17 protein-coding genes are annotated in these 18951 nt (G+C 64.7%); 12 read left to right on the forward strand and 5 right to left on the reverse strand.

The window, feature by feature from the left end; genetic code table 11:
• Positions 1-51 precede the first annotated feature (51 nt).
• Positions 52-1323: an L-fuconate dehydratase gene (locus tag Q9316_RS20545; protein ID WP_306035599.1), complete on the forward strand. Its 1272-nt coding sequence runs from the start codon at positions 52-54 to the stop codon at positions 1321-1323.
• A 41-nt stretch (positions 1324-1364) separates the two neighbouring features.
• On the opposite strand, the gene Q9316_RS20550 is transcribed toward Q9316_RS20545, so the two are convergent.
• The 3 genes from Q9316_RS20550 to Q9316_RS20560 all read right to left on the reverse strand — a co-directional run bounded on the left by Q9316_RS20550 (position 1365) and on the right by Q9316_RS20560 (position 5333).
• Positions 1365-2435, reverse strand: coding sequence for a porin (locus tag Q9316_RS20550; protein WP_306035600.1), 1071 nt, complete (start codon positions 2433-2435; stop codon positions 1365-1367).
• Positions 2436-2586: 151 nt separating this feature from the next.
• Positions 2587-4323 carry a hypothetical protein gene (locus Q9316_RS20555; protein WP_306035601.1) on the reverse strand — a complete coding sequence of 579 codons (1737 nt, stop codon included), beginning with the start codon at positions 4321-4323 and terminating at the stop codon, positions 2587-2589.
• A 236-nt stretch (positions 4324-4559) separates the two neighbouring features.
• The gene (locus Q9316_RS20560; RefSeq protein WP_306035602.1) at positions 4560-5333 is read right to left on the reverse strand and encodes a GntR family transcriptional regulator; all 774 of its coding nucleotides are present in this window, start codon (positions 5331-5333) and stop codon (positions 4560-4562) included.
• A gap of 199 nt (positions 5334-5532) precedes the next feature.
• Between Q9316_RS20560 and Q9316_RS20565 the strand changes: the two genes are divergently transcribed.
• From Q9316_RS20565 to Q9316_RS20585, 5 genes are all read left to right on the forward strand, one after another.
• Positions 5533-6483, forward strand: coding sequence for an ABC transporter substrate-binding protein (locus tag Q9316_RS20565; RefSeq protein WP_371878051.1), 951 nt, complete (start codon positions 5533-5535; stop codon positions 6481-6483).
• 117 nt (positions 6484-6600) lie between these two features.
• Positions 6601-7380 carry an ABC transporter ATP-binding protein gene (locus Q9316_RS20570; protein ID WP_306035604.1) on the forward strand — a complete coding sequence of 260 codons (780 nt, stop codon included), beginning with the start codon at positions 6601-6603 and terminating at the stop codon, positions 7378-7380.
• A gap of 7 nt (positions 7381-7387) precedes the next feature.
• Positions 7388-8311: an ABC transporter permease gene (locus Q9316_RS20575; protein ID WP_306035605.1), complete on the forward strand. Its 924-nt coding sequence runs from the start codon at positions 7388-7390 to the stop codon at positions 8309-8311.
• A gap of 12 nt (positions 8312-8323) precedes the next feature.
• Complete coding sequence (gene kynU / locus Q9316_RS20580; protein WP_306035606.1) at positions 8324-9565, forward strand: kynureninase; 1242 nt, start codon at positions 8324-8326, stop codon at positions 9563-9565.
• A 196-nt stretch (positions 9566-9761) separates the two neighbouring features.
• Entirely contained in the window at positions 9762-11192 is a 1431-nt protein-coding gene (locus Q9316_RS20585; protein ID WP_306035607.1) for an NAD-dependent succinate-semialdehyde dehydrogenase, read from the forward strand.
• A 66-nt stretch (positions 11193-11258) separates the two neighbouring features.
• On the opposite strand, the gene Q9316_RS20590 is transcribed toward Q9316_RS20585, so the two are convergent.
• Positions 11259-12164, reverse strand: a complete 906-nt coding sequence (locus tag Q9316_RS20590) for a LysR family transcriptional regulator (RefSeq protein ID WP_306035608.1) — start codon at positions 12162-12164, stop codon at positions 11259-11261.
• A 143-nt stretch (positions 12165-12307) separates the two neighbouring features.
• Here Q9316_RS20590 and Q9316_RS20595 point away from each other — a divergent pair, with 143 nt between their 5' ends.
• The 3 genes from Q9316_RS20595 to Q9316_RS20605 are packed head-to-tail and all read left to right on the forward strand — an operon-like array spanning position 12308 to position 14658.
• Positions 12308-13264 carry a dihydrodipicolinate synthase family protein gene (locus Q9316_RS20595; RefSeq protein ID WP_306035609.1) on the forward strand — a complete coding sequence of 319 codons (957 nt, stop codon included), beginning with the start codon at positions 12308-12310 and terminating at the stop codon, positions 13262-13264.
• 21 nt (positions 13265-13285) lie between these two features.
• Positions 13286-13828, forward strand: a complete 543-nt coding sequence (locus tag Q9316_RS20600; RefSeq protein ID WP_306035610.1) for a 3-hydroxyanthranilate 3,4-dioxygenase — start codon at positions 13286-13288, stop codon at positions 13826-13828.
• Positions 13829-13851: 23 nt separating this feature from the next.
• Positions 13852-14658: an aspartate dehydrogenase gene (locus tag Q9316_RS20605; RefSeq protein WP_306035611.1), complete on the forward strand. Its 807-nt coding sequence runs from the start codon at positions 13852-13854 to the stop codon at positions 14656-14658.
• 14 nt (positions 14659-14672) lie between these two features.
• Here Q9316_RS20605 and Q9316_RS20610 read toward each other — a convergent pair whose 3' ends face one another.
• Entirely contained in the window at positions 14673-16163 is a 1491-nt protein-coding gene (locus Q9316_RS20610) for an MDR family MFS transporter (protein WP_306035612.1), read from the reverse strand.
• 247 nt (positions 16164-16410) lie between these two features.
• Between Q9316_RS20610 and Q9316_RS20615 the strand changes: the two genes are divergently transcribed.
• The 3 genes from Q9316_RS20615 to Q9316_RS20625 all read left to right on the forward strand — a co-directional run bounded on the left by Q9316_RS20615 (position 16411) and on the right by Q9316_RS20625 (position 18883).
• On the forward strand, positions 16411-17412 hold the full coding sequence (locus Q9316_RS20615; protein ID WP_306035613.1) for a LacI family DNA-binding transcriptional regulator: 1002 nt from the start codon (positions 16411-16413) through the stop codon (positions 17410-17412).
• 128 nt (positions 17413-17540) lie between these two features.
• Entirely contained in the window at positions 17541-18575 is a 1035-nt protein-coding gene (locus tag Q9316_RS20620; protein WP_306035614.1) for a sterol desaturase family protein, read from the forward strand.
• On the forward strand, positions 18572-18883 hold the full coding sequence (locus Q9316_RS20625; protein WP_306035615.1) for a MocE family 2Fe-2S type ferredoxin: 312 nt from the start codon (positions 18572-18574) through the stop codon (positions 18881-18883). Before Q9316_RS20620 ends, Q9316_RS20625 begins: the two co-directional genes overlap by 4 nt.
• The last annotated feature ends 68 nt before the right edge of the window (positions 18884-18951 follow it).

An 18951-nucleotide genomic window follows, 5' to 3' on the forward strand; every position in this document is an offset into this window, starting at 1 on the left:
CGTCCGCCGGCCGAGCCCGGCGGTCAATTCGACCAATCCAAGGGCCGTTCCATGACCAAGATCACCAGCCTCCGCTCGATCGACCTGCGCTTCCCCACTTCGCAAAGCCTCGACGGCTCGGATGCGATGAATCCCGACCCGGATTATTCGGCCGCCTATGTCGTGCTCGGCACGGACAGGGCGGGGCTGGAAGGCCATGGCCTGACCTTCACCATTGGCCGCGGCAACGAGATCTGCTGCGCGGCCATCGATGCGATGAGGCATCTGGTCGTCGGCCTCGATCTCGACTGGGTGCGCGAGAACCCCGGCCGCTTCTGGCGGCATGTGACGAGCGACAGCCAGTTGCGCTGGATCGGGCCGGACAAGGGGGCGATGCATCTTGCGACCGGCGCCGTGGTCAACGCGGTCTGGGACCTCTTGGCCAAGGAAGCGGGCAAGCCCGTCTGGCGGCTGGTCGCCGACATGACGCCGGAGGAAATCCTTTCCATCGTCGATTTCCGCTACCTGACGGACGCGCTGACGCCCGAGGAGGCGCTGGCCATTCTGAAGAAGGCGGACGCCGGCAAGGCGGAGCGTATCGCGACCCTCGAAAAGGAAGGTTACGCCTGCTACACGACCTCGGCCGGCTGGCTCGGCTATGACGACGAAAAGCTGCGCCGCCTCTGCCAGGAGGCCGTCGATCAGGGATTCACCCACATCAAGATGAAGGTCGGCCGCGACCTTGAAGACGACAAGCGCCGCCTCCGCATCGCCCGCGAGGTGATCGGCGACCGCTACATGATGATCGATGCCAACCAGGTCTGGGAGGTCGGGCAGGCGATCGACTGGGTGGAGGAACTGAAGCCCTACAAGCCGTTCTTCATTGAGGAGCCGACGAGCCCGGACGATATCGCCGGCCACAAGGCGATCCGCGAAGCCGTGCATCCGGTGAAGGTGGCGACCGGTGAGATGTGCCAGAACCGCATCGTCTTCAAGCAGATGATCGCCGGCGGCGCGATCGACATCGTGCAGATCGATTCATGCCGCATGGGCGGCCTCAACGAGGTGCTGGCCGTGCTGCTGATGGCGGCGAAATACGGCCTGCCCGTCTGGCCGCATGCCGGCGGCGTCGGCCTTTGCGAATATGTGCAGCACCTGTCGATGATCGACTACGTCGCCATATCGGGCACGAAGGAGGGCCGGGTGATCGAATATGTCGATCATCTGCACGAGCACTTCATCGACCCCTGCCGGATCGAGAACGCCGCCTATATGCCGCCCTCGCTGCCGGGCTTTTCCATCGAGATGAAGCCGGAATCAATTGCGGCCTACACTTTCGCTTAAACCAAAGGCCCGGCGATCCGCCGGGCCCTCTCGTCTCGTCCTCAGAAGCTTCTCTGGAAGCGGACGACGCCGCCGACAAGGTTGTCGTCGCCGCGGAAACCGCGAAAGGCGGTGTAGTTCAGCTCTGGGGTGATCTTGAAGCCGGGGACGACCTCGTAGGCGACGTTCAGGGCGGTGGCCCAGGTGCCGTCCTCCTCGTAGACGATCTGGCTGTTGACCGTCGCCTTCTCGCTCACCTTGGCGGAAAGCCCGCCCCATACGACCCAGTCGCCGTACCAGCTGCCGTAATAGTTCGGCCTGTCGGCGTCCGACTGGTAGCTGCCCATGAAGAACAGCGAAAGCGCGTCGGTCACGTCGAGATTGACGCGTGCCTTGAAGGCCCAGGCGTCGTAGCGGGAATCGTAGGCCGCCATGCCGAAGAGCATGCCCCAGTCCTGTTCGTATTTGACGCCGGCGATCAGGTGCGGCAGGCCGCTGTCCACTGTCAGGTCGTACCAGTCGCGGCGGGCGAGGCCGCTCGCGTCGACCGTCTCCATCTCCCAGGAGCCGGTGCCTTCCTCGGCCCCGATCATGGCGGAGAAGCCGTTGCCGAAATCGTAGGTGTAGCTTACCTGCGCGGTGCGGTCGCCGGAATAGTAGATCACGTCGTCATAGACGACGTTGCCGGCGGCCCAGGTCCAGTTCGCGAAGAGGGAATCGGCCAGGCCGACCGAGAAGCCGGCGATCTCGATCAGCGCTTCGGAGACGTAGCTGCGCGTGCCCGAGGCCTTGTATTCGAAGCGCGTCTCGATGTTGGAGCGCAGCGTTCCCAGTTCCGTTTCGCTGCGGGCGTCGAAGCGCAAGGTCGCCCGTGTCTTGCTGGTCAGGCCGCCAAGCGAGCCACCCCAGTAGACGTCGTCGCCGATGGCGGCCTCGTGGCGGATGTAGCCGCCGATCTTCAGGCAGGTTTCCGTGCCGGGCATGTAGAAGAAGCCCTGCCCGTAGGCGTCGCAGACGCGGACATATTCGGCCGGTTCGGCATCGGCCGCCATCGCCGGCTGCACGCCGGCCATCAGGCAGAGCGCCGCGGCGGTGCCGCCCAGGATCGTCTTCACGGTGTGTCGTTGGTTCATTTAAGTTCGGTCCCCTCAGTGATTGTCTTGAAAATCGGCAAGGCTCCGCCGGCGCCGTCCGCGGGGGCGAACGGGGTCCGTGCTTGACGGGAGGCGGAGGAAGGCCGGCATCGTCGCCGATGCCGGTTCTTAGGTCAGGCCAGTGCCGGTTCTATCCGCGCGGCGGCCAGACCTCGCCGGCAAGGCCGGTTTTCGGCTCGCCGAGCAGCGGCGTCTTCAGCGCGCGGATGCCGTCGATGCCGATCAGCCAGATGATGTTCCGGTCATACTCCGTGAAGACCGCGAAATTGGCGTTCTCATAGGTGTATTCCGGCATTTCCTCGGGCGTCGGGAAGCGCGGCACGTAGTAGCCGGCGATCTTCGGCTCCTTCGGATCCTTGACGTCGAAGAGCTGCAGGCCCGCATTGTAGAAGACGTAGGGCACGATGCCCTGGCGTCCGTAGCCCGGCTGGTGGGCGGTGCCGGAACGCTTCGGGCCGAAGCTGCCGCGACGCTGGCAATAGTCGGTGAATTCGGCTTCTTCCGGCGGGGTCGGGCGCGGGAAGGTGGCGACCACCTTCGGGTCCTTCGGATCCTTGGCGTCGATGACCAGCACGTCCTTGTAGGGCTCGTAGCAGTTGGCGTTCATCGGATAGCCGTTGGCGAAGACATAGCCGGTGCGCTCGTACTGGCTGGTATCGGCATTGTCGAACTCCGTGCCGGCAAAGCTCGGCGGTATGTTGACGTGGCCGAGCATTTCAGGCGTGCCGGGGTTCGTCAGGTCGAAGGTGTAGAAGCCGAGGCCGCCCATGGCGCCGAAGCCGATCTTGCCGCCCTTTTCCACGGGCTTCGGCAGGAACAGCGGCATGCGCGAACCCATCCAGGAGGTGCGGTTGCCGGCGCGCGGGTTCATCAGGTAGGCGTCCTCGCTCGCCTTGTCGCCGACGACCTGGCCGGGAACCGTGACCTGGCTGACGAAAACCGGATTGGCCGGGTCCGACATGTCCCAGGCCTGGTAGCCGGGGGAATGAAGATAGTCCGGATATTCGGTCAGCGCGTAGCTGTCGTCGGGCGCGGCGGAGAGATACATGTACTTGCCGCCGAACCAGGCGGGGGCGTCGAGCGAGCCCGAACCCTGCTGCTCGCCGATCGGCGCGTCGGGGTTCTTGATGTCGGTGGTGCGGGTCGCGATCAGCTTCCAGTCGCTCGGCAGCGGCCCGTTCATCTCGTAGACCTTGAAGCCCTTGAGCGAATTGTACTTGCGCAGCGTCTCGACGAGATCAGGCTGGGTGCGCTTGTTGTCAAGGATGCCGAAGCGGCCGATCTCGTAGGAGGCGACGACGACGTTCTTCTGCAGCTTTTCGCTCCAGGCGATGGTTATGCCGCCGAAATAGTCCTTGACCGTCTTGGCGTCCCAGTCCTCGCTGGAGCCTTCCGGACCCCAGACGCCGCCATGGGAATAGACGACCTCGGCCTTGGCCGGATCAGTGATGTCGAGAACGCGCATATAGTCACGGTCATGCAGGTACATGTAGCGCTTGCCATCGAAATCCGCGACGTCGGGCCAGGCGTGCCACGGCGAGGTGATGTGCGGGTAGAAGGCGATTTCCTCGACATTCTTCTTGTACGTCTTGTCGTCCCAATGGGTGAGTTGGCCGGGGAAGGCTTGCGAGCCGCCGAGCGACGTGGCGCGCGGCGCCTTGAACTTGCCCGTCGCGGGGTCCATGCCGTAATCCTTGCCGGGGGTCAGGACCGGCGGCAGCTTGTCGTAGGTCAGCTCCGACCAGCGCTTGAGGTGTGGATCCTGGATGTTGATCTCCGTCGGCACCTCTTTTTCCCAGCCCGCGGCAAGGGCGGTTCCGGCCGCCAGACACAAGATTGAGCATGCGATGATAAGCCGTTTCGACATGGCTTTGTCTCCTCCTGAAATATCGTTGAATGTCGCGCTTCCAGGCATGGCAGCGGGACAAGGCAAACGAAACGGCGGCTTCGCGGTCCATGGCGGATTCGGTCGTTGAGAATGAGGATCGTGCGGGCCCCCTCACGCCCGCAGCAATCGCGCCGCTCCTGTTTGCTGACGGGTATGAAACAGGCTCGCTTTCCCCATAGCAATCGCCTCAATCCGCATTAATTCATGCGGATTTCCTATGAGTGCGCGCGCGCCACCGCTTTTTTACGGGTTGTGGGAGAGGCATCCTCGCCCTCGCCGATGGCGTAGACTTCCAGCGGATAGCCGAAATGTTCGTCCATCAACAGGCGGGCGCGGTCGGCGTTGCGGTCGAGCACCGCATCCATGAGGTCGGTATGAGGACCGATCGACTGCGCCTTGTGCAACGCGGCCATCGCCTCCTCGTAGCCGGCGGTTTCACCGGCCGCCGCGCGCAGGGCCGGCGCGAAGGCGAGGAAGCGGTAGTGGCGCTGCATCTGATCGGAGATCGTCGCGCGGAAACGCTTCAGCCAGCGCGATTGCGCGGCGCTAAGAAGCGCGGCGTGGAAGGCCTCGTGCTTTTCCATCCAGGTATCCACGGCAAGGTCCGAGGAATCCTCGAGGATCGTCTTGCAGCGCGAAAGGCGGTAGTGCGCCGTCACGATTTCCGATTCCCAATCGGCGCCGCCGTGCGCGATCGCCTCCAGCAACAGGGGAATCTCGACCACCGCGCGGGCTCTCGTCAAATCCTCGAGCTCGTCGCGGGAAACGGGCGCGACCGTGAAGCCGCGATTGGAGATCGCCACCACCAGCCGCTCCGCCTCGAGCCGCGAGAGCGCCTCGCGCAACGGCGTCCAGCCGACATCGTAGGCCTGGCTCAAAAGGCCGAGTTTCAGCGGCGCGCCCGGTTGCAGCCGGGTCTTGAGGATATCGGTCCGCAACATCTGATAGGCGGCTTCGGTTTTCGTGCTGGTCTCGTGCTTGTCGGTCAAGTCCACCTCCGGAATGCCGCCACCATACGAAGCGGGCATATATTCGACAAATATATATAATAATCCGCATGTGCTATAATTATATATATTATGATTGACATTACCGCTGCAACTGCGTTTCTTCCCCCCGCGCTGCCATGTGGGCAGCTGGGAGGAGGAACATATGGCCACCACGAAATCGAGACTTGTCACCGGCCTGATGGCCGTCGGCCTGGTGCTGGCCGGCATCGGCACGGCTGCCGCGGATCCGATCCGCGTCGGCATCGCCAATTTCGGCGAGCACCCGCCGCTCAATGCCGCCATCGCCGGCTTCAAGAAGGCGCTGTCGGAAAACGGCTTCGTCGAGGGCAAGGACGTCGTCTATACGGAAAGCCACACCAATTTCGACGCCTCGCTCGTGCCGCAGATGATCGCGAAGCTGCAGGCCGAACAGCCGAAGCTGATCTACACCGTCACGACGCCGGTTTCGCAGATCGCCAAGAAGGCGCTCGCGGGATCCGGTATCCCGGTTATCTTCACGGCCGTCACCGATCCGGTCGCCGGCAAGCTGGTGCCCTCCTGGGAGAGCGGCGACGACGGCATCACGGGCGCCACCGACAGCCAGGACATGGCGGCGGTTCTGGCCTTCACGAAGAAGCTCCTGCCGAACGCCAAGCGCCTCGGCCTGCCTTACAATCCCGGCGAGGCCAACGACGTGGCGCTGCTCGAATCGATCCGCAAGATCGCGCCGGAGCAAGGGTTTGAAGTCGTCGAGGTCGGTGTCGACAACCTCAACGACATCCAGCAGCGCATCACCTCGCTCGCCGGCAAGGTGGACGTCATCTACGGCCCGACGTCGAACATGATCCAGCCGGCCATCGCCGCCGTTGCGGCGGCCGCGCGCCAGTCGGGCATTCCCGTCGTCAACGCCGTCGATACGGCGGTGCTCGAAGGCTTCGTGCCGGCAAGCTTTGCCGTCAACTACGAGCAGGTCGGCATGAACGCCGGCAAGATCGCGGCCGAGGTACTGAAGGGCAAGGACCCGAAGTCCATCGCGCCCGTGCGCCCGGCCTATGAGGATCATCAGGCGCTGATCTCGAGGAAGGCCATGGCCGCCTTCGGCATCGAAATCCCCGCTTCGCTCGCCGACTGCAACTGTATCGTCGACTGACCCGGCGCCAACAACAGGACGGCGGCCTCAGCGCCTCCGTCCGCTAGGCTTTGTTTACGCAATTCCCCACGCAAAACCGTTTCTCGCTTTTGCCGGAATTGCTCGAAGGAGGAACGGATGCTTGAAATCCGATCTGCACGAAAAGTCTTCTACAAGGGCCAGCCCGACGAGAAGATCGCCCTCAACGACCTGAGCCTGACGCTCCCCACCGGCAATTTCGCCATCGTCATCGGGTCGAACGGCGCCGGCAAGAGCAGCATGCTGAATGCCATTTCCGGTGCGCTGATGCTCGATTCGGGAAAGATCCTCATCAATGGCGACGATGTCACGGCGCTGCCGGTGCACAAGCGCGCAAGTCGCGTCGCCCGGGTCTTCCAGGACCCGATGAAGGGCACCGCCGCCTCGATGACGGTCGCTGAAAACATGCTGCTCGCCGAACTGCGCGGCAAGAAGCTCGGCCTCAACCGCGGCCTCAACGCCAAACGGCTTGCAAGCTACAAGGAGCGTCTCGCCGCCTTGAACCTCGGGCTGGAAAACCGGCTGGAGACGCGCGTCGAGCTGCTTTCGGGTGGTCAGCGCCAGTCGCTCTCGCTGATCATGGCAACCTGCGACCAGCCGGACCTGCTGCTGCTCGACGAACACACCGCCGCGCTCGATCCGCGCACCGCCGACATCGTCATGCAGGCGACGGTCCGCGCGGTGGAAGCCTTCAATCTCACCACGCTGATGGTGACGCACAACATGCAGCACGCTGTCGATTTCGGCCATAGCGTGGTGATGCTCGACGCCGGCAGGACGCGGCTCGAAATCACCGGCGCGGAAAAGGCCGAGGTCACCATTCCCAAACTGATCGGTCACTTCGGCATGAAGACCGACCGCATGCTGCTGGCGAGCTGAGACGGACATGGACACGGTTTCTACGATACTTTCGAATTTCATCGCGCTCGTGCCGGTCACGCTGGCGCAGAGCCTCATCCTTTCCTTCATCGTGCTCGGTATTATGCTGCCGTTCCGCACGCTGAACTTCCCGGACCTGACTAGCGAAGGCGCATTCCCGCTAGGCGGTTGCGTCTGCGCGCTGTCGCTGGCCGGCGGGGCACCGGGCTGGCTTGCCATCCTCGTGGCGATGGCTGCCGGGTTCCTGGCGGGAAGCTGCACGGCCTTCGTACACCTGCGCTTCCGCATCCATACGCTGCTCGCCGGCATCCTGATGATGACCATGCTCTACAGCATCAACCTGCGGCTCATGGGCAAGTCCAACCTCTCCGTCTACGGCACGCCGACCCTCTTCGACGGCGTTCCCTTCGCCGAGCCCGGTTTCCCGGTCAGCAAGATCGTCGTCGCCGGCCTGCTCGGCATCGCCGCCTATTGCCTGCTGAACCTCTATTTCCGCACGGAGCGGGGCACGGCCATGCGCGCCGTCGGCTCCAACCCGGACATGGCGGAGGCGCAGGGCATCAGCATCTGGGCCGCCACCATCGGCGGGGTCGGCCTCGCCGGCGCCTTCTCGGCGACCAGCGGCGCACTGATGGTGCAGTCGCAGGGCTTTGCCGACGTCAACATGGGCATCGGCACGCTGATCAACGGCCTTGCCGCGCTGATGATCGGCGAGGCCATCGTCGGCAAGCAGACCATCCGCCGCCAGCTTGCCGCCCCCTTCGTCGGCGCCATCGTCTACTACCAACTCGTCTCGCTCTGCCTTGCCGCCGGCATGCCGCCGACCGACCTGAAGCTTGCCACCGGCCTCTTCGTGCTCGCCATGCTGGCGCTACCCACCCTCAAGCGCGCCCGCGGCCCCATGCCCGCCCGCGAAACCGTTCGTGAATAGAAGGACTGCCGCATGACCATCGATATCAAAGCCGTCGAGGCGCTGGATCGCGACGACCCGCTCGCGGGCTTCAAGGGCCGCTTCGACCTGCCCGAGGGCGTCACCTATCTCGACGGCAACTCGCTCGGCGCGGCGCTGCACGCCGCCTATGCCGAGATCGAGAAGGCGGCGAAGCTCGAATGGGGCCGCGACCTCATTCGCAGCTGGAACACCGCCGGCTGGTTCGCGCTGCCGCTGACGCTCGGCGACCGCGTCGGCCGCCTCATCGGCGCCGCCCCCGGCCAGACGGGCGTGACCGACAACACCTCGACCAATGTCTACAAGGCGCTGCATGCGGCGCTCGCCCTCAACGAAGGCCGCAACGTCATCGTCGCGGAGAGCGAGAGCTTCCCGACCGACCTCTACATGGCCGAGGGGGTGATGGCGACGCGACCGGGCACGGTCATGCGGCTGGAAGGCGTCGACGGTCCCCGCATCGAGGACCTGATCGACGAGAGCGTCGCCGTGGTGCTGGTCAACCACGTCAACTACAAGACCGGCGCGCTGCGCGACATGGAAGCGCTGACGAAGCGCGCCCATGACGCCGGGGCGCTCGTCGTCTGGGACCTCTGCCATTCCGCCGGTGCGCTGCCGGTGGAGCTCGATCGCTGCAATGTCGATTTCGCGGTGGGTTGCACCTACAAGTACATCAATGGCGGCCCCGGCGCGCCGGCCTTCATCTATGTGGCAAAGCGTCTTCAGGAAAAGGCCCGGCAGCCGCTGAGCGGCTGGTGGGGCCACGCGCGCCCCTTCGGCTTCGAGCGCAGCTATGACGGCGGCGCCGGCGTCCTTCCCTTCCTGTCCGGCACGCAGCCGATCCTGTCGCTGCGCGCGCTCTCGGCCGCGCTCGACCTCTGGGACGAGGTCGATCTTGCCGCGGTTCGCAGAAAGAGCATCGCGCTCACCGATCTCTTCATCACGCTCGTCGAGACGCGCTGCGGCGCGCATGGCCTCAAGCTCGTCGGTCCGCGCGACGGCACAAAGCGCGGCAGCCAGGTCTCCTTCGAGCATGAGGGGGCCTACGAGATCATGCAGGCCCTGATCGAGCGCGGCGTCATCGGCGATTTCCGCGCGCCGGCCACCATCCGATTCGGCTTCACGCCGCTCTATACGAGCTTTGCGGATGTCTGGACTGCCGTGGACGTGCTGCATGACGTACTGGAAACGGGCGCGTGGCGCGATGCGCGCTATGCGGTGCGCAGCGCCGTTACCTGATCTCAGGCATGTATTGAAGCAGAGAGGCGCTTTCCCGGCCGGGAGAGCGCCTTTTCGCGTTCCTCAGCCGGCCAGGACTTATCACATCTCGACATCAATTCATTCAACCTATGTGGATTGTTATATTAGACCGCTGATTGCATCCATTGCGGGACGGAAGGCTCGGCCTCCAACGGAATGGCGAAAAGGCAATCTCATGGCTCAGGAAACGCAGGCGCAGCTCTATATCGGCGGCAAGTGGAGGGCGACCTCCGAAACGCTCGCCGTCATTAACCCCGCCAATGAGGATGTCATCGGCACGGTGGCGGTGGCCCGCGAGGCCGACCTTGCCGACGCGACGGAGGCGGCCTGGCAGGGGTTTAAGGTCTGGAGCCAAACGTCGCCGGCCGCGCGCGCGGCCATCATCCTGAAGGCCGCCCAGCTGATGCGCGAGCGCGCGGAAGAAATCGCCCGGTCGATCACGCTGGAAAACGGCAAGCCGATTGCCGAGGCGCGGCTGGAGGTCATCCGCGGCTGCGAGTTCTTCGAGTGGGATGCCGGCGAATGCGTGCGCCTCTACGGCCGCGTCATCCCGAGTGCGCCGGGCATCCGCTATATCGTGCTGCACGAGCCGATCGGCCCGGTCGCCGCCTTCTCGCCGTGGAATTTCCCGATGAGTCAGCCGGCCCGCAAGATCGGCGGGGCGCTCGCCGCCGGCTGCTCCATCGTCATGAAGGCCTCGGAGGAGACGCCGACGGGCGTTATCCATATCGCGCGCGCCTTCCACGATGCGGGCCTGCCTGCCGGCGTGCTCAACCTCGTCTTCGGCCATCCCGCCGAGATCTCCGAATACCTCATCCCGCAGGACCGCATCCGCATGGTCGCCTTCACCGGCTCGACCGTCGTCGGAAAACACCTGACGATGCGCGCCTCGCAATATATGAAGCCGGCGCTCATGGAGCTTGGCGGCCATGCGCCCGTCATCGTCTGCGAGGATGCGGACCCCATCGCGGCGGGTCTTGCCTGCGCGACGCGCAAATATCGCAATTCCGGCCAGGTCTGCACCTCGCCGACGCGGTTCTTCGTGCATGAGACGCTTTATAGCCGCTTCGTCGAGGCATTTGTGAAAAAGGCGCGGTCGATCAAGGTCGGCGACGGCCTCGACGCGTCGACGCAGATGGGTCCCGTCGCCAACGACCGCCGCATCGCCGCCCTGCAGGATCTCGTGGACGATGCCCGCGCCAGGGGCGCGCGGGTGCTTTGTGGCGGCGGGCGTCTCGACGGCAAGGGTTACTTCTTCGCGCCGACGGCGATTGCCGAGCTGCCGGACGATGCCCGGGCGCTTTCCGAAGAGCCCTTCGGTCCGCTGGCCCTGATCAATCCGGTCGCTTCGGTGGACGAGGCCATCGCCAAGGCGAATGCGCTGCCCTTCGGTCTTGCCGCCTATGGCTTCACCAATTCGACGGCCAATGTGGATCGGTTGATGCAGGGCATCGAGGCGGGCAATCTCTCGATCAATACGCTGGAGGCCTCGGTTGCCGAAACGCCGTTCGGCGGCGTCAAGGAAAGCGGCCTTGGCCGGGAGGGCGGCGCGGAAGGCCTGCATCACTATACGGTCATCAAGAACGTCTCGCTGCGCATCGCCTGACGCGCATCTACGTCCGAGGCTGGGGCCGGAATCGTTGACCTGACGGTTCCGGCCTTCTTGCGTTCCTCACCCCACCACCGGCACCATGTCGCGCAGCACCTTGCGCAGCAGGGTGCGCACCGCGAGCGTAGCGGAAGAGGGCGTGCGCTCCCGTGCCGTGATGATCGCCACGTCGCGGGCAATCGACGGTTCGGCCAGCGGCCGCGCCGCGATCTTGCGGCCGTTCAGGCCGGCAAAGGCATAGGTCGGCAGGATGGCGAGACCCGCCTCCCGCTCGACGAGGGCGAGGGCGGTGTTGATCTGGTGCACTTCGAGGGCGGGCCGCAGCGGCACGTTGGCGCTCTCGAAGCCCACTTCCGTTAGAAGGCGGATGTTGCTTTCCCGGGTCAGCGTGATGATCGCCTGGTCGGCGAGCGCGGCCCAGGACACCTCGCCCTTTGCACAGATGGCATGTCCCTCGGGCGCGAAAACCATCAGCTGGTCGCGCAGCACGCGCTGGATCTCCAGCCCGTCCTCGTCGCTGGCGAAGGTGCCGACGCCGAGGTCGCAGAGCCCGCTGCGCACGCGCGGCGCGATGAGGTCCGTCACCACGTCCTCGATCCTGAGCTTGAGGTTCGGATGGGCGGTCGCGACCTCCTGCAGCAGGCGCGGCAGCACCGTCGCGCCGAGGAAGGGCGGAGCGGCAATGCGCACAAGGCCGGTGCGCAATTGCCCGAGATCGTGCACAGCATCGACGGCGCGCTCGATTTCCGCCAGTCCCGGCAAGGCTCCGGCGGCAAAGACGCGGCCGGCCTCGGTCAGCTCGACGCGCCGGGTCGTGCGGTCGAACAGCCGCGTTCCGAGCAGGGCCTCGAGATCGCGGATTGCGTGGGAGATTCCCGCCTGGCTGGTGCGCAGCCGCTCGGCCGCGCGCGAAAAATTGCCGAGCTCGACGACGGCCTGAAAACACTTGATTTGACGCAGGTTGAGCATAGGTGATCCATACTGATTTCAGCATGAATATATACGCACTATGTGGCTTAATGAATAAAAAAATCCTGCGCTAAATGTCGCCAGAACCATTCGATGCGGCCTGCTTCATGCGCCGCCGGAACGCAAATGCGACAAGGAGCGTCATGAAATATCACCGCAAGGATGCAAAGGCCCATTCCCGCGCCACGATGCGGGGCATCTGGGCGGCCGCGAACACGCCGTTCACCGCCGATGGCGCGATCGACGAGGAGGGCTACCGTCGCAATGTCGAGCACTGGATCGGTGATCTCGGCATCGACGGCCTCTTCATCGCCGGCAAGCAGGGCGAGTTCTTCTCCATGTCCGTCGACGAGCGCAAGCGCATGTTCGACCTCTCCGTGGAGGCGACCGGCGGCCGGGCGCAGACCATCATGTCCTGCTCGGACCAGAACATGGACGTGGTAATCGACCTTGCCCGCCATGCGCAGGCCTGCGGCGCCGACTATATCGTCGTGCACGCGCCGATCCTGCACTTCTTCAAGCAGCAGGACGAGACACTGCTGCGCTACTACGAGACCATCGCCTCCAAGGTGGATATCGGCATGGCGCTCTGGTCGCATCCCGACAGCGGCTACCTGATGAGCCCGGAACTGTGCAACCGGCTCGCGGATATCGAGACGGTCGTCGCCATCAAATATTCCGTGCCGCGCGAGATGTACAAGAAACTGACCGCGCTTGCCGGCGACCGCATCCTCGTTTCGACCGCTTCGGAAGAGGAATGGCTGGATAACGTGCTGGAACTCGGCTGGCAGCTTTATCTCTGCTCCTCGCCGCCCTACACGCTCCAGACGAAGGCCGACCACCGCATGGCCGACTATACCGCGCTCGCCTTCGCGGGAAAGGGCGAGGAGGCGCGCGCCGTCAGCGCCAGCCTGCAAGGCGTTCGCGATGCCTTCCGCAGGACCAAGCCCGCGGAAAAGCCCCATGCGCACCAGAAATACTGGCAGGAACTGCTCGGCCAGGTCGGCGGCGCCGTTCGTCGCCCGCTTCTGGAGCTGACGGACGAGGAAAAGAGACTGACCCGAGCCGCCTTCGAGGAATGCGGCCTGAAATTGCGCTAAACCGGATCGGGAGGAGAGATCATGACCAAGCTGAAAGCCTTCAACCTGCAAAAGTGGATCGACGAGCACAAGCACCTGCTGAAGCCGCCGGTCGGCAACCAGCAGATCTGGAAGGACGCCGACCTGATGGTGACCATCGTCGGCGGCCCCAACAAGCGCACCGATTATCATGACGATCCGGTGGAGGAATTCTTCTACCAGCTCAAGGGCGACATGGTGCTGAAGCTCTATGACGGCAAGGAATTCTACGACGTGCCGATCCGCGAGGGTGACATCTTCCTCCTGCCGCCGCATGTGCGCCATTCGCCGCAGCGCCCGATGGAAGGCTCCATCGGCCTCGTCATCGAGCCGACGCGGCCGGAAGGCCTGCTCGACGCGGTGGAATGGTATTGCTTCGAGTGCACGGAACTGGTGCACCGCGCGGAAGTCGATCTCGAATCCATCGTCGACGACCTGCCGCCGATCTACAAGGCGTTCTATGCCGACGAAAAGCTGCGGACCTGCCCGAAATGCGGCACCGTGCATCCCGGCAAGACCCCGCCCGAGGGCTGGGTGACGCTCTGAGCGTGAAGTAGCGGAGAACCGTCATGTCGACAGTCGAAGCCATCTGCCTTGTCGGCTGGGGCGCCATCGGCCAGAGGGTCGCCGCGCTGCTGAAGGCGCGCGGCGCCAATGCCCGGATTGTCGGGATCGCGGTTCGCGATCCCAAGGAGGTCGAGGGGACCATGCCGGAGGGGGCGGTGCATGTCACCGGACCCGAGACGCTGGCCGCGACCGGCGCGACGCTGGTCATTGAGGCGGCGAGCCGTGAAAGCGTGCTGCCCTTCGCTCGTGCCGCGCTCACGGCGGGCATGGATTTCGCCGTCACCTCGACTTCGGCGCTTGTCGATGTGGCCGTGCTGGATGAACTCGTCGAAACGGCCCGGCGGAACGGGCGCAAACTCATCGTTCCGCCGGGCGCGCTCGGGGGCATCGATGCCCTTTCGGCCGCATCGCGGCTGGGGTTGGACGGCGTTGAGCATGTCATCACCAAGCCCGCGCGGGCCTGGCTCGGCACGCCGGCTGAGGAGCGCTGTCGGCTTGCCGATCTGACGGAGGCCGAAACCTTTTTCGAGGGTTCTGCCGCCGAAGCGGCGACAGCCTTCCCGCAGAACGCCAATGTGGCGGCGACGACCTCCCTTGCCGGCATCGGCGTGCAGCGCACGCGCGTGCGCCTCGTCGCCGATCCCGAGGCTACCGAGAACACCCACCGTATCCATGCGACCGGCGCATTCGGGAAGATGGAAATCTGCCTGCAGAACCGACCACTCGCCACCAACCCGAAATCATCGGAAATGACGGCGTTGAACCTCGTTCGGATGATCGAGAACCGGACCGGCGCGCTGGTGTTGTAAGCGCCGCGCCGGGTTCACGCAGGGTCGATGGCGGGAGGCACGTCGCCGTCGTTGTGGCCGCGCAGCGGCCGTTCCGGCATCAGGTGGAAGACAGCGAGCGACAGGGCCATCGCGGCGGCGCAGGCGGTGAAAATATAGGTGAAGGGCAGGGCCGAGGTGACGGGCGCGCTTGCCGCCTGCAAAACCTCGCCGCCAAGCGGCAGGCCGTTGCCGAGCGCGATGGCGCCGAGGGTCGCGACGCCGAGGGCGCCGCCGAGCGAGCGCAGGAAGGTCAACACGCCCGTCGCCACGCCGAGATGCGCCCGGTCGACGGCGTTCTGCACGGAGACGGTGGCGACCGGGAAGGTCATGCCGGTGCCGAAGCCCACGCCGAAGGTCAGGATCTCCAGCACGACGAGCGATGTCCGCCCGGCCAGAAACGCCAGAACGGACAGGCACAGGAAGCTGAACACGACGCCGAGAAGCGCGATCCTCTTGTAGTGCGTGAAGCGCGGGATCGTCCGGCCGCTGGTGACGGCGCCGAGAACCGTGCCCATGAGGATGCCGAGCATCGCCATGCCCGAGCTGCTGGCGGAAAGTCCCTGGAAGGATTGCACGTAGACGGGGATATAGACCGAAAGGCCGACATTGGCGGCCTGCACCAGGAACATCGCCATCGTTCCGTAGCGCACGACAGGGTCAGCGAGAACCTCGAGCGAAATGAGCGGCTCGCTCGCGCGCCGCAGCCGCAGGGCAAACAGGGCCCAAAGCAGGGCGGATGAGGCCAGGAGCCCGAGGATGGCAGCGGAAAGCCATTCGTAGCGGCTGCCGCCCCAGTTGAGCGCGAGCAGCAGGATTGCGGTCGCGCCGACGAGCAGCACCGCCCCGATGCCGTCGATACGGTGCGCGCGGGCGACGGAGGGCAGCTTCTTCAAGGGGTTGTTGATGATGACGAGCGCCAGGATGCCGAGCGGAATGTTGATCCAGAAGATCAGCGACCAGTGCAGGTGGTCGGCGAAGGTGCCGCCGAGCAGCGGCCCGGCAATGCTCGCCACCGCCCATGTTCCCGAAATCCAGGCGGCATAGCGGGCGCGCTCGCGCGGCGGAACGAGGTCGCCGATCACGATCTGCGTGAGGGCGAAGAGGCCGCCGCCGCCCAGCCCTTGGACCGCGCGGCCGAGGATGAGCGTCAGCATATTGGGCGCCAGCGCACTGATCAGCGATCCCGCGAGGAAGATGAAGATGGCGGCGAAGATCGTCGGGCGCCGGCCGTAGATGTCAGATATCTTGCCGTAAAGCGGCGCCATCGCAGTCGCTGTCAGCAAGTAGCCTGTCACAACCCAGGGCAGGTAGTCGCTATGCCCGAGGGCCATGCCCATCGTCGGCATGACGGGCGCGACGATGGTCTGGTCGAGCGCGGCCAGCAGCATGGAGAGAAGCACGCCAGCGATGATGACGTTCTTTTCATGTTCCGACAGGGCGGGTGCCTTCACTGCCGTTCCGTTCGGGTGACGTGCCTCGTCCATTCCTGCCAATCCGATGTAAAGGGGCGCAGTGGCCCGTCGGTTCGTGTGGAGGCGGGCGGCCCGTTGTGTCGATGGAAACCCGGTAGAGCATTTTCCGCATCGCAAAGTCCACCGCCTTGCGCCGATTTCGTTGAGAAAACCCGCCCGTCACGTCTGCGGGCCTCGCTCGGGCCTTGTCGCGGCGGACCGAAGCGATGCAATCTGAAAACGCGTCGAAAAGCCGGCGCCGGGCGGGGATATCGAAAGCGTGACGAAGCCGACATACCGTGACATCGCCCTTTCCGCGGGTGTCGGGACCGCGACGGTCGAGCGTGTGCTGAACGGGCGCGGCGGCGTGCGTGCCGATCTCGCGGCAAAGGTGATCGCCGCCGCCCGCGCCCTGAACTACCCGCGCACGTTGCCGGATGCCCATCGCGGCCTGTTGCGCGTCGAGGTTCTGATGGTGCGCCCGGAGACGACGTTCTACCGGCGGCTCTCCAAGGCTTTCGAACGGATTGCCGCAACGCTCGATCCGCTCGTCGTTGTGCACCGGAGTTTTACGGAGGAGATGAATCCGGAGGAGATCGCAAGGCGCATCCGGTCCACCGAGAAGCCACGCGCCGGATTGATCCTCGCCGTGCCGAACAGCCCGCTGATCCGCGCGGCGGTGGAGGAGGTGACGGCGCGAGGCGTGCCGGTGGTGCATGTCGTGACGCGCGCCGCCGGCAACCGAGGGGAATTTGTCGGCATCGACAACCATGCCGCCGGTCGCACGGCGGCCTATTTCATCGCGCGCATGGCGCGTGCCGAAGGGCCGGTCGTCGCACTCTGCCATCCGATCTACCAAGTGCACCGCGACCGCATCGCCGGCTTCTCCGACTATTTTTCGAAGCATCCCGGCCCGATCGCCTTTGAATGGCTCGGCTTCAGCCGCGACGAGGAGCATTTCAGCGCGGAAACGCTGGCGATGGCGCTGGAAAAATATCCCGATCTCGTCGGCCTCTACAATGCCGGCGGCGCGAACGCGGCGCTGATCAGCGTGCTGAGGCGCCATCCGCGCGGGCGCGACATTCTCTTCGTCGGCCATGAGCTGACGGACTACACGCGCGCGGCGCTCGGCGAAGGCATCATGGACGTCGTGCTGGACCAGGCGCCGGAGGCGCAGGCTCAGCGGGCGCTCGATCTCATGCTGCGCCGGGTCGGTCTCACCGAAATCGAACCCGACCAGACGCCCATCCGTTTCATCACCATCACCGCCGAGGGGCTTTGATCTGATTTGATCAAGGTAAGCTTCGGCCTGAAGCCCGCCACCTGATAATTTTCAAATCAGGAGGAGGCGGCGCAACAGCGCTCTCCTTTTCAACGGATTGTGCGGGCGAAAGCCCGGAGGAGAGCGCAATGGACGATCTTCAATATGGCAAGCGCAACAAGCGCGGCGACTGGACGCCGAACCAGCCGGTGGAGACCGCGCCGCTGTTCGCCTTCCCGCCGAAGCTGATGGCGGTCCTAAAGTGGCTGCCGCACTATTTCTTTCCCTGGAACGCCGTCTTCGCCGCGTCTGCCGTCGCCTACTGGGCCTGGGTCATCCCCCCGGTGGAGACGATGCAAACGCTCGGCATCGGCTGGGTGCTCTGGCTTTATGCGGTCAACGCGGTCTGCGTGTTCCTGTTCTACGGCGCCTTCGAGCTTCATCTCTATGTGCTGAAGCGGCAGGAGAACCGCTTCAAGTACAACGGCAAGTTCCCGGCCGACCAGAAAAACAGCGTGTTCTGGTTCGATCGCCAGAACGCCGACAACATGCTGCGCACCTTCCTGTCGGGCGTGACGATCTGGACGGCGATAGAGGTCGCCATGCTCTGGGCCTATGCCAATGGCTACGCGCCCTGGCTGAGCTTTGCGGAAAATCCGTGGACGCTGGCGCTCGTGGCGCTCGTCGTGCCGATCATCCATGAATTCCACTTCTTCTGCATCCACCGGCTCATCCACACGCCGTTCCTCTATAAATGGGTGCATTCCGTCCACCACAATTCAGTGAACCCCTCGCCATGGTCGTCGCTGTCGATGCATCCGGTCGAGCATTTCCTCTACCTCGGCACCGCCTTCTACCATCTCGTCCTGCCGTCCAATCCGATCCTGATGCTGTACCAGCTCCATTATGCCGGTTTCGGCGCCATTCCCGGCCATGTCGGCTTCGACAAGGTGGAGGTGGGCGAGGACAAGCTGGTCGATAGCCACGCCTATGCGCACTACCTGCACCACAAATATTTCGAGGTGAACTACGGCGACGCCCTGATCCCGCTCGATAAGTGGTTCGGCACCTGGCACGACGGCTCGCCCGAGGGCGAAGCGCTCATGCAGGAGCGCTACCGCAAGCGCAAGGAAAAGCTCGCCGCCCGCAAGGCCCGCAGCGAAGTACAGGGAGCGGCAGAATGACCTGGGTTTCCGCAGGCAAATTCGAGGACATCGAGCAGGAAGGCGCCATCCGTTTCGACCATGGCGGCCGCACCTATGCGATCTATCGAGGCCCGGATGACAGCATCTATTGCACGGCGGGCCTGTGCACCCATGAGGCGATCCATCTCGCGGACGGCCTCGTCATGGATTTCGAAGTGGAATGTCCCAAGCATTCCGGCGCCTTCGACTATCGCACCGGCGAGGCCCTGCGGCTTCCCGCCTGCGAGAACCTGAAGACCTATCCGGCCGAAGTGGTCGATGGAGAGGTGCGCGTGGCCCTCGGCTGAGGCCGCGCATGATCGATCGGGCCCTTCGGGCCTCCGGTGTGCGATCGGGTGAACCGGCACCCAATGGG

This window comes from Shinella zoogloeoides (assembly GCF_030733845.1).
Classification (GTDB): domain Bacteria; phylum Pseudomonadota; class Alphaproteobacteria; order Rhizobiales; family Rhizobiaceae; genus Shinella; species Shinella zoogloeoides_C.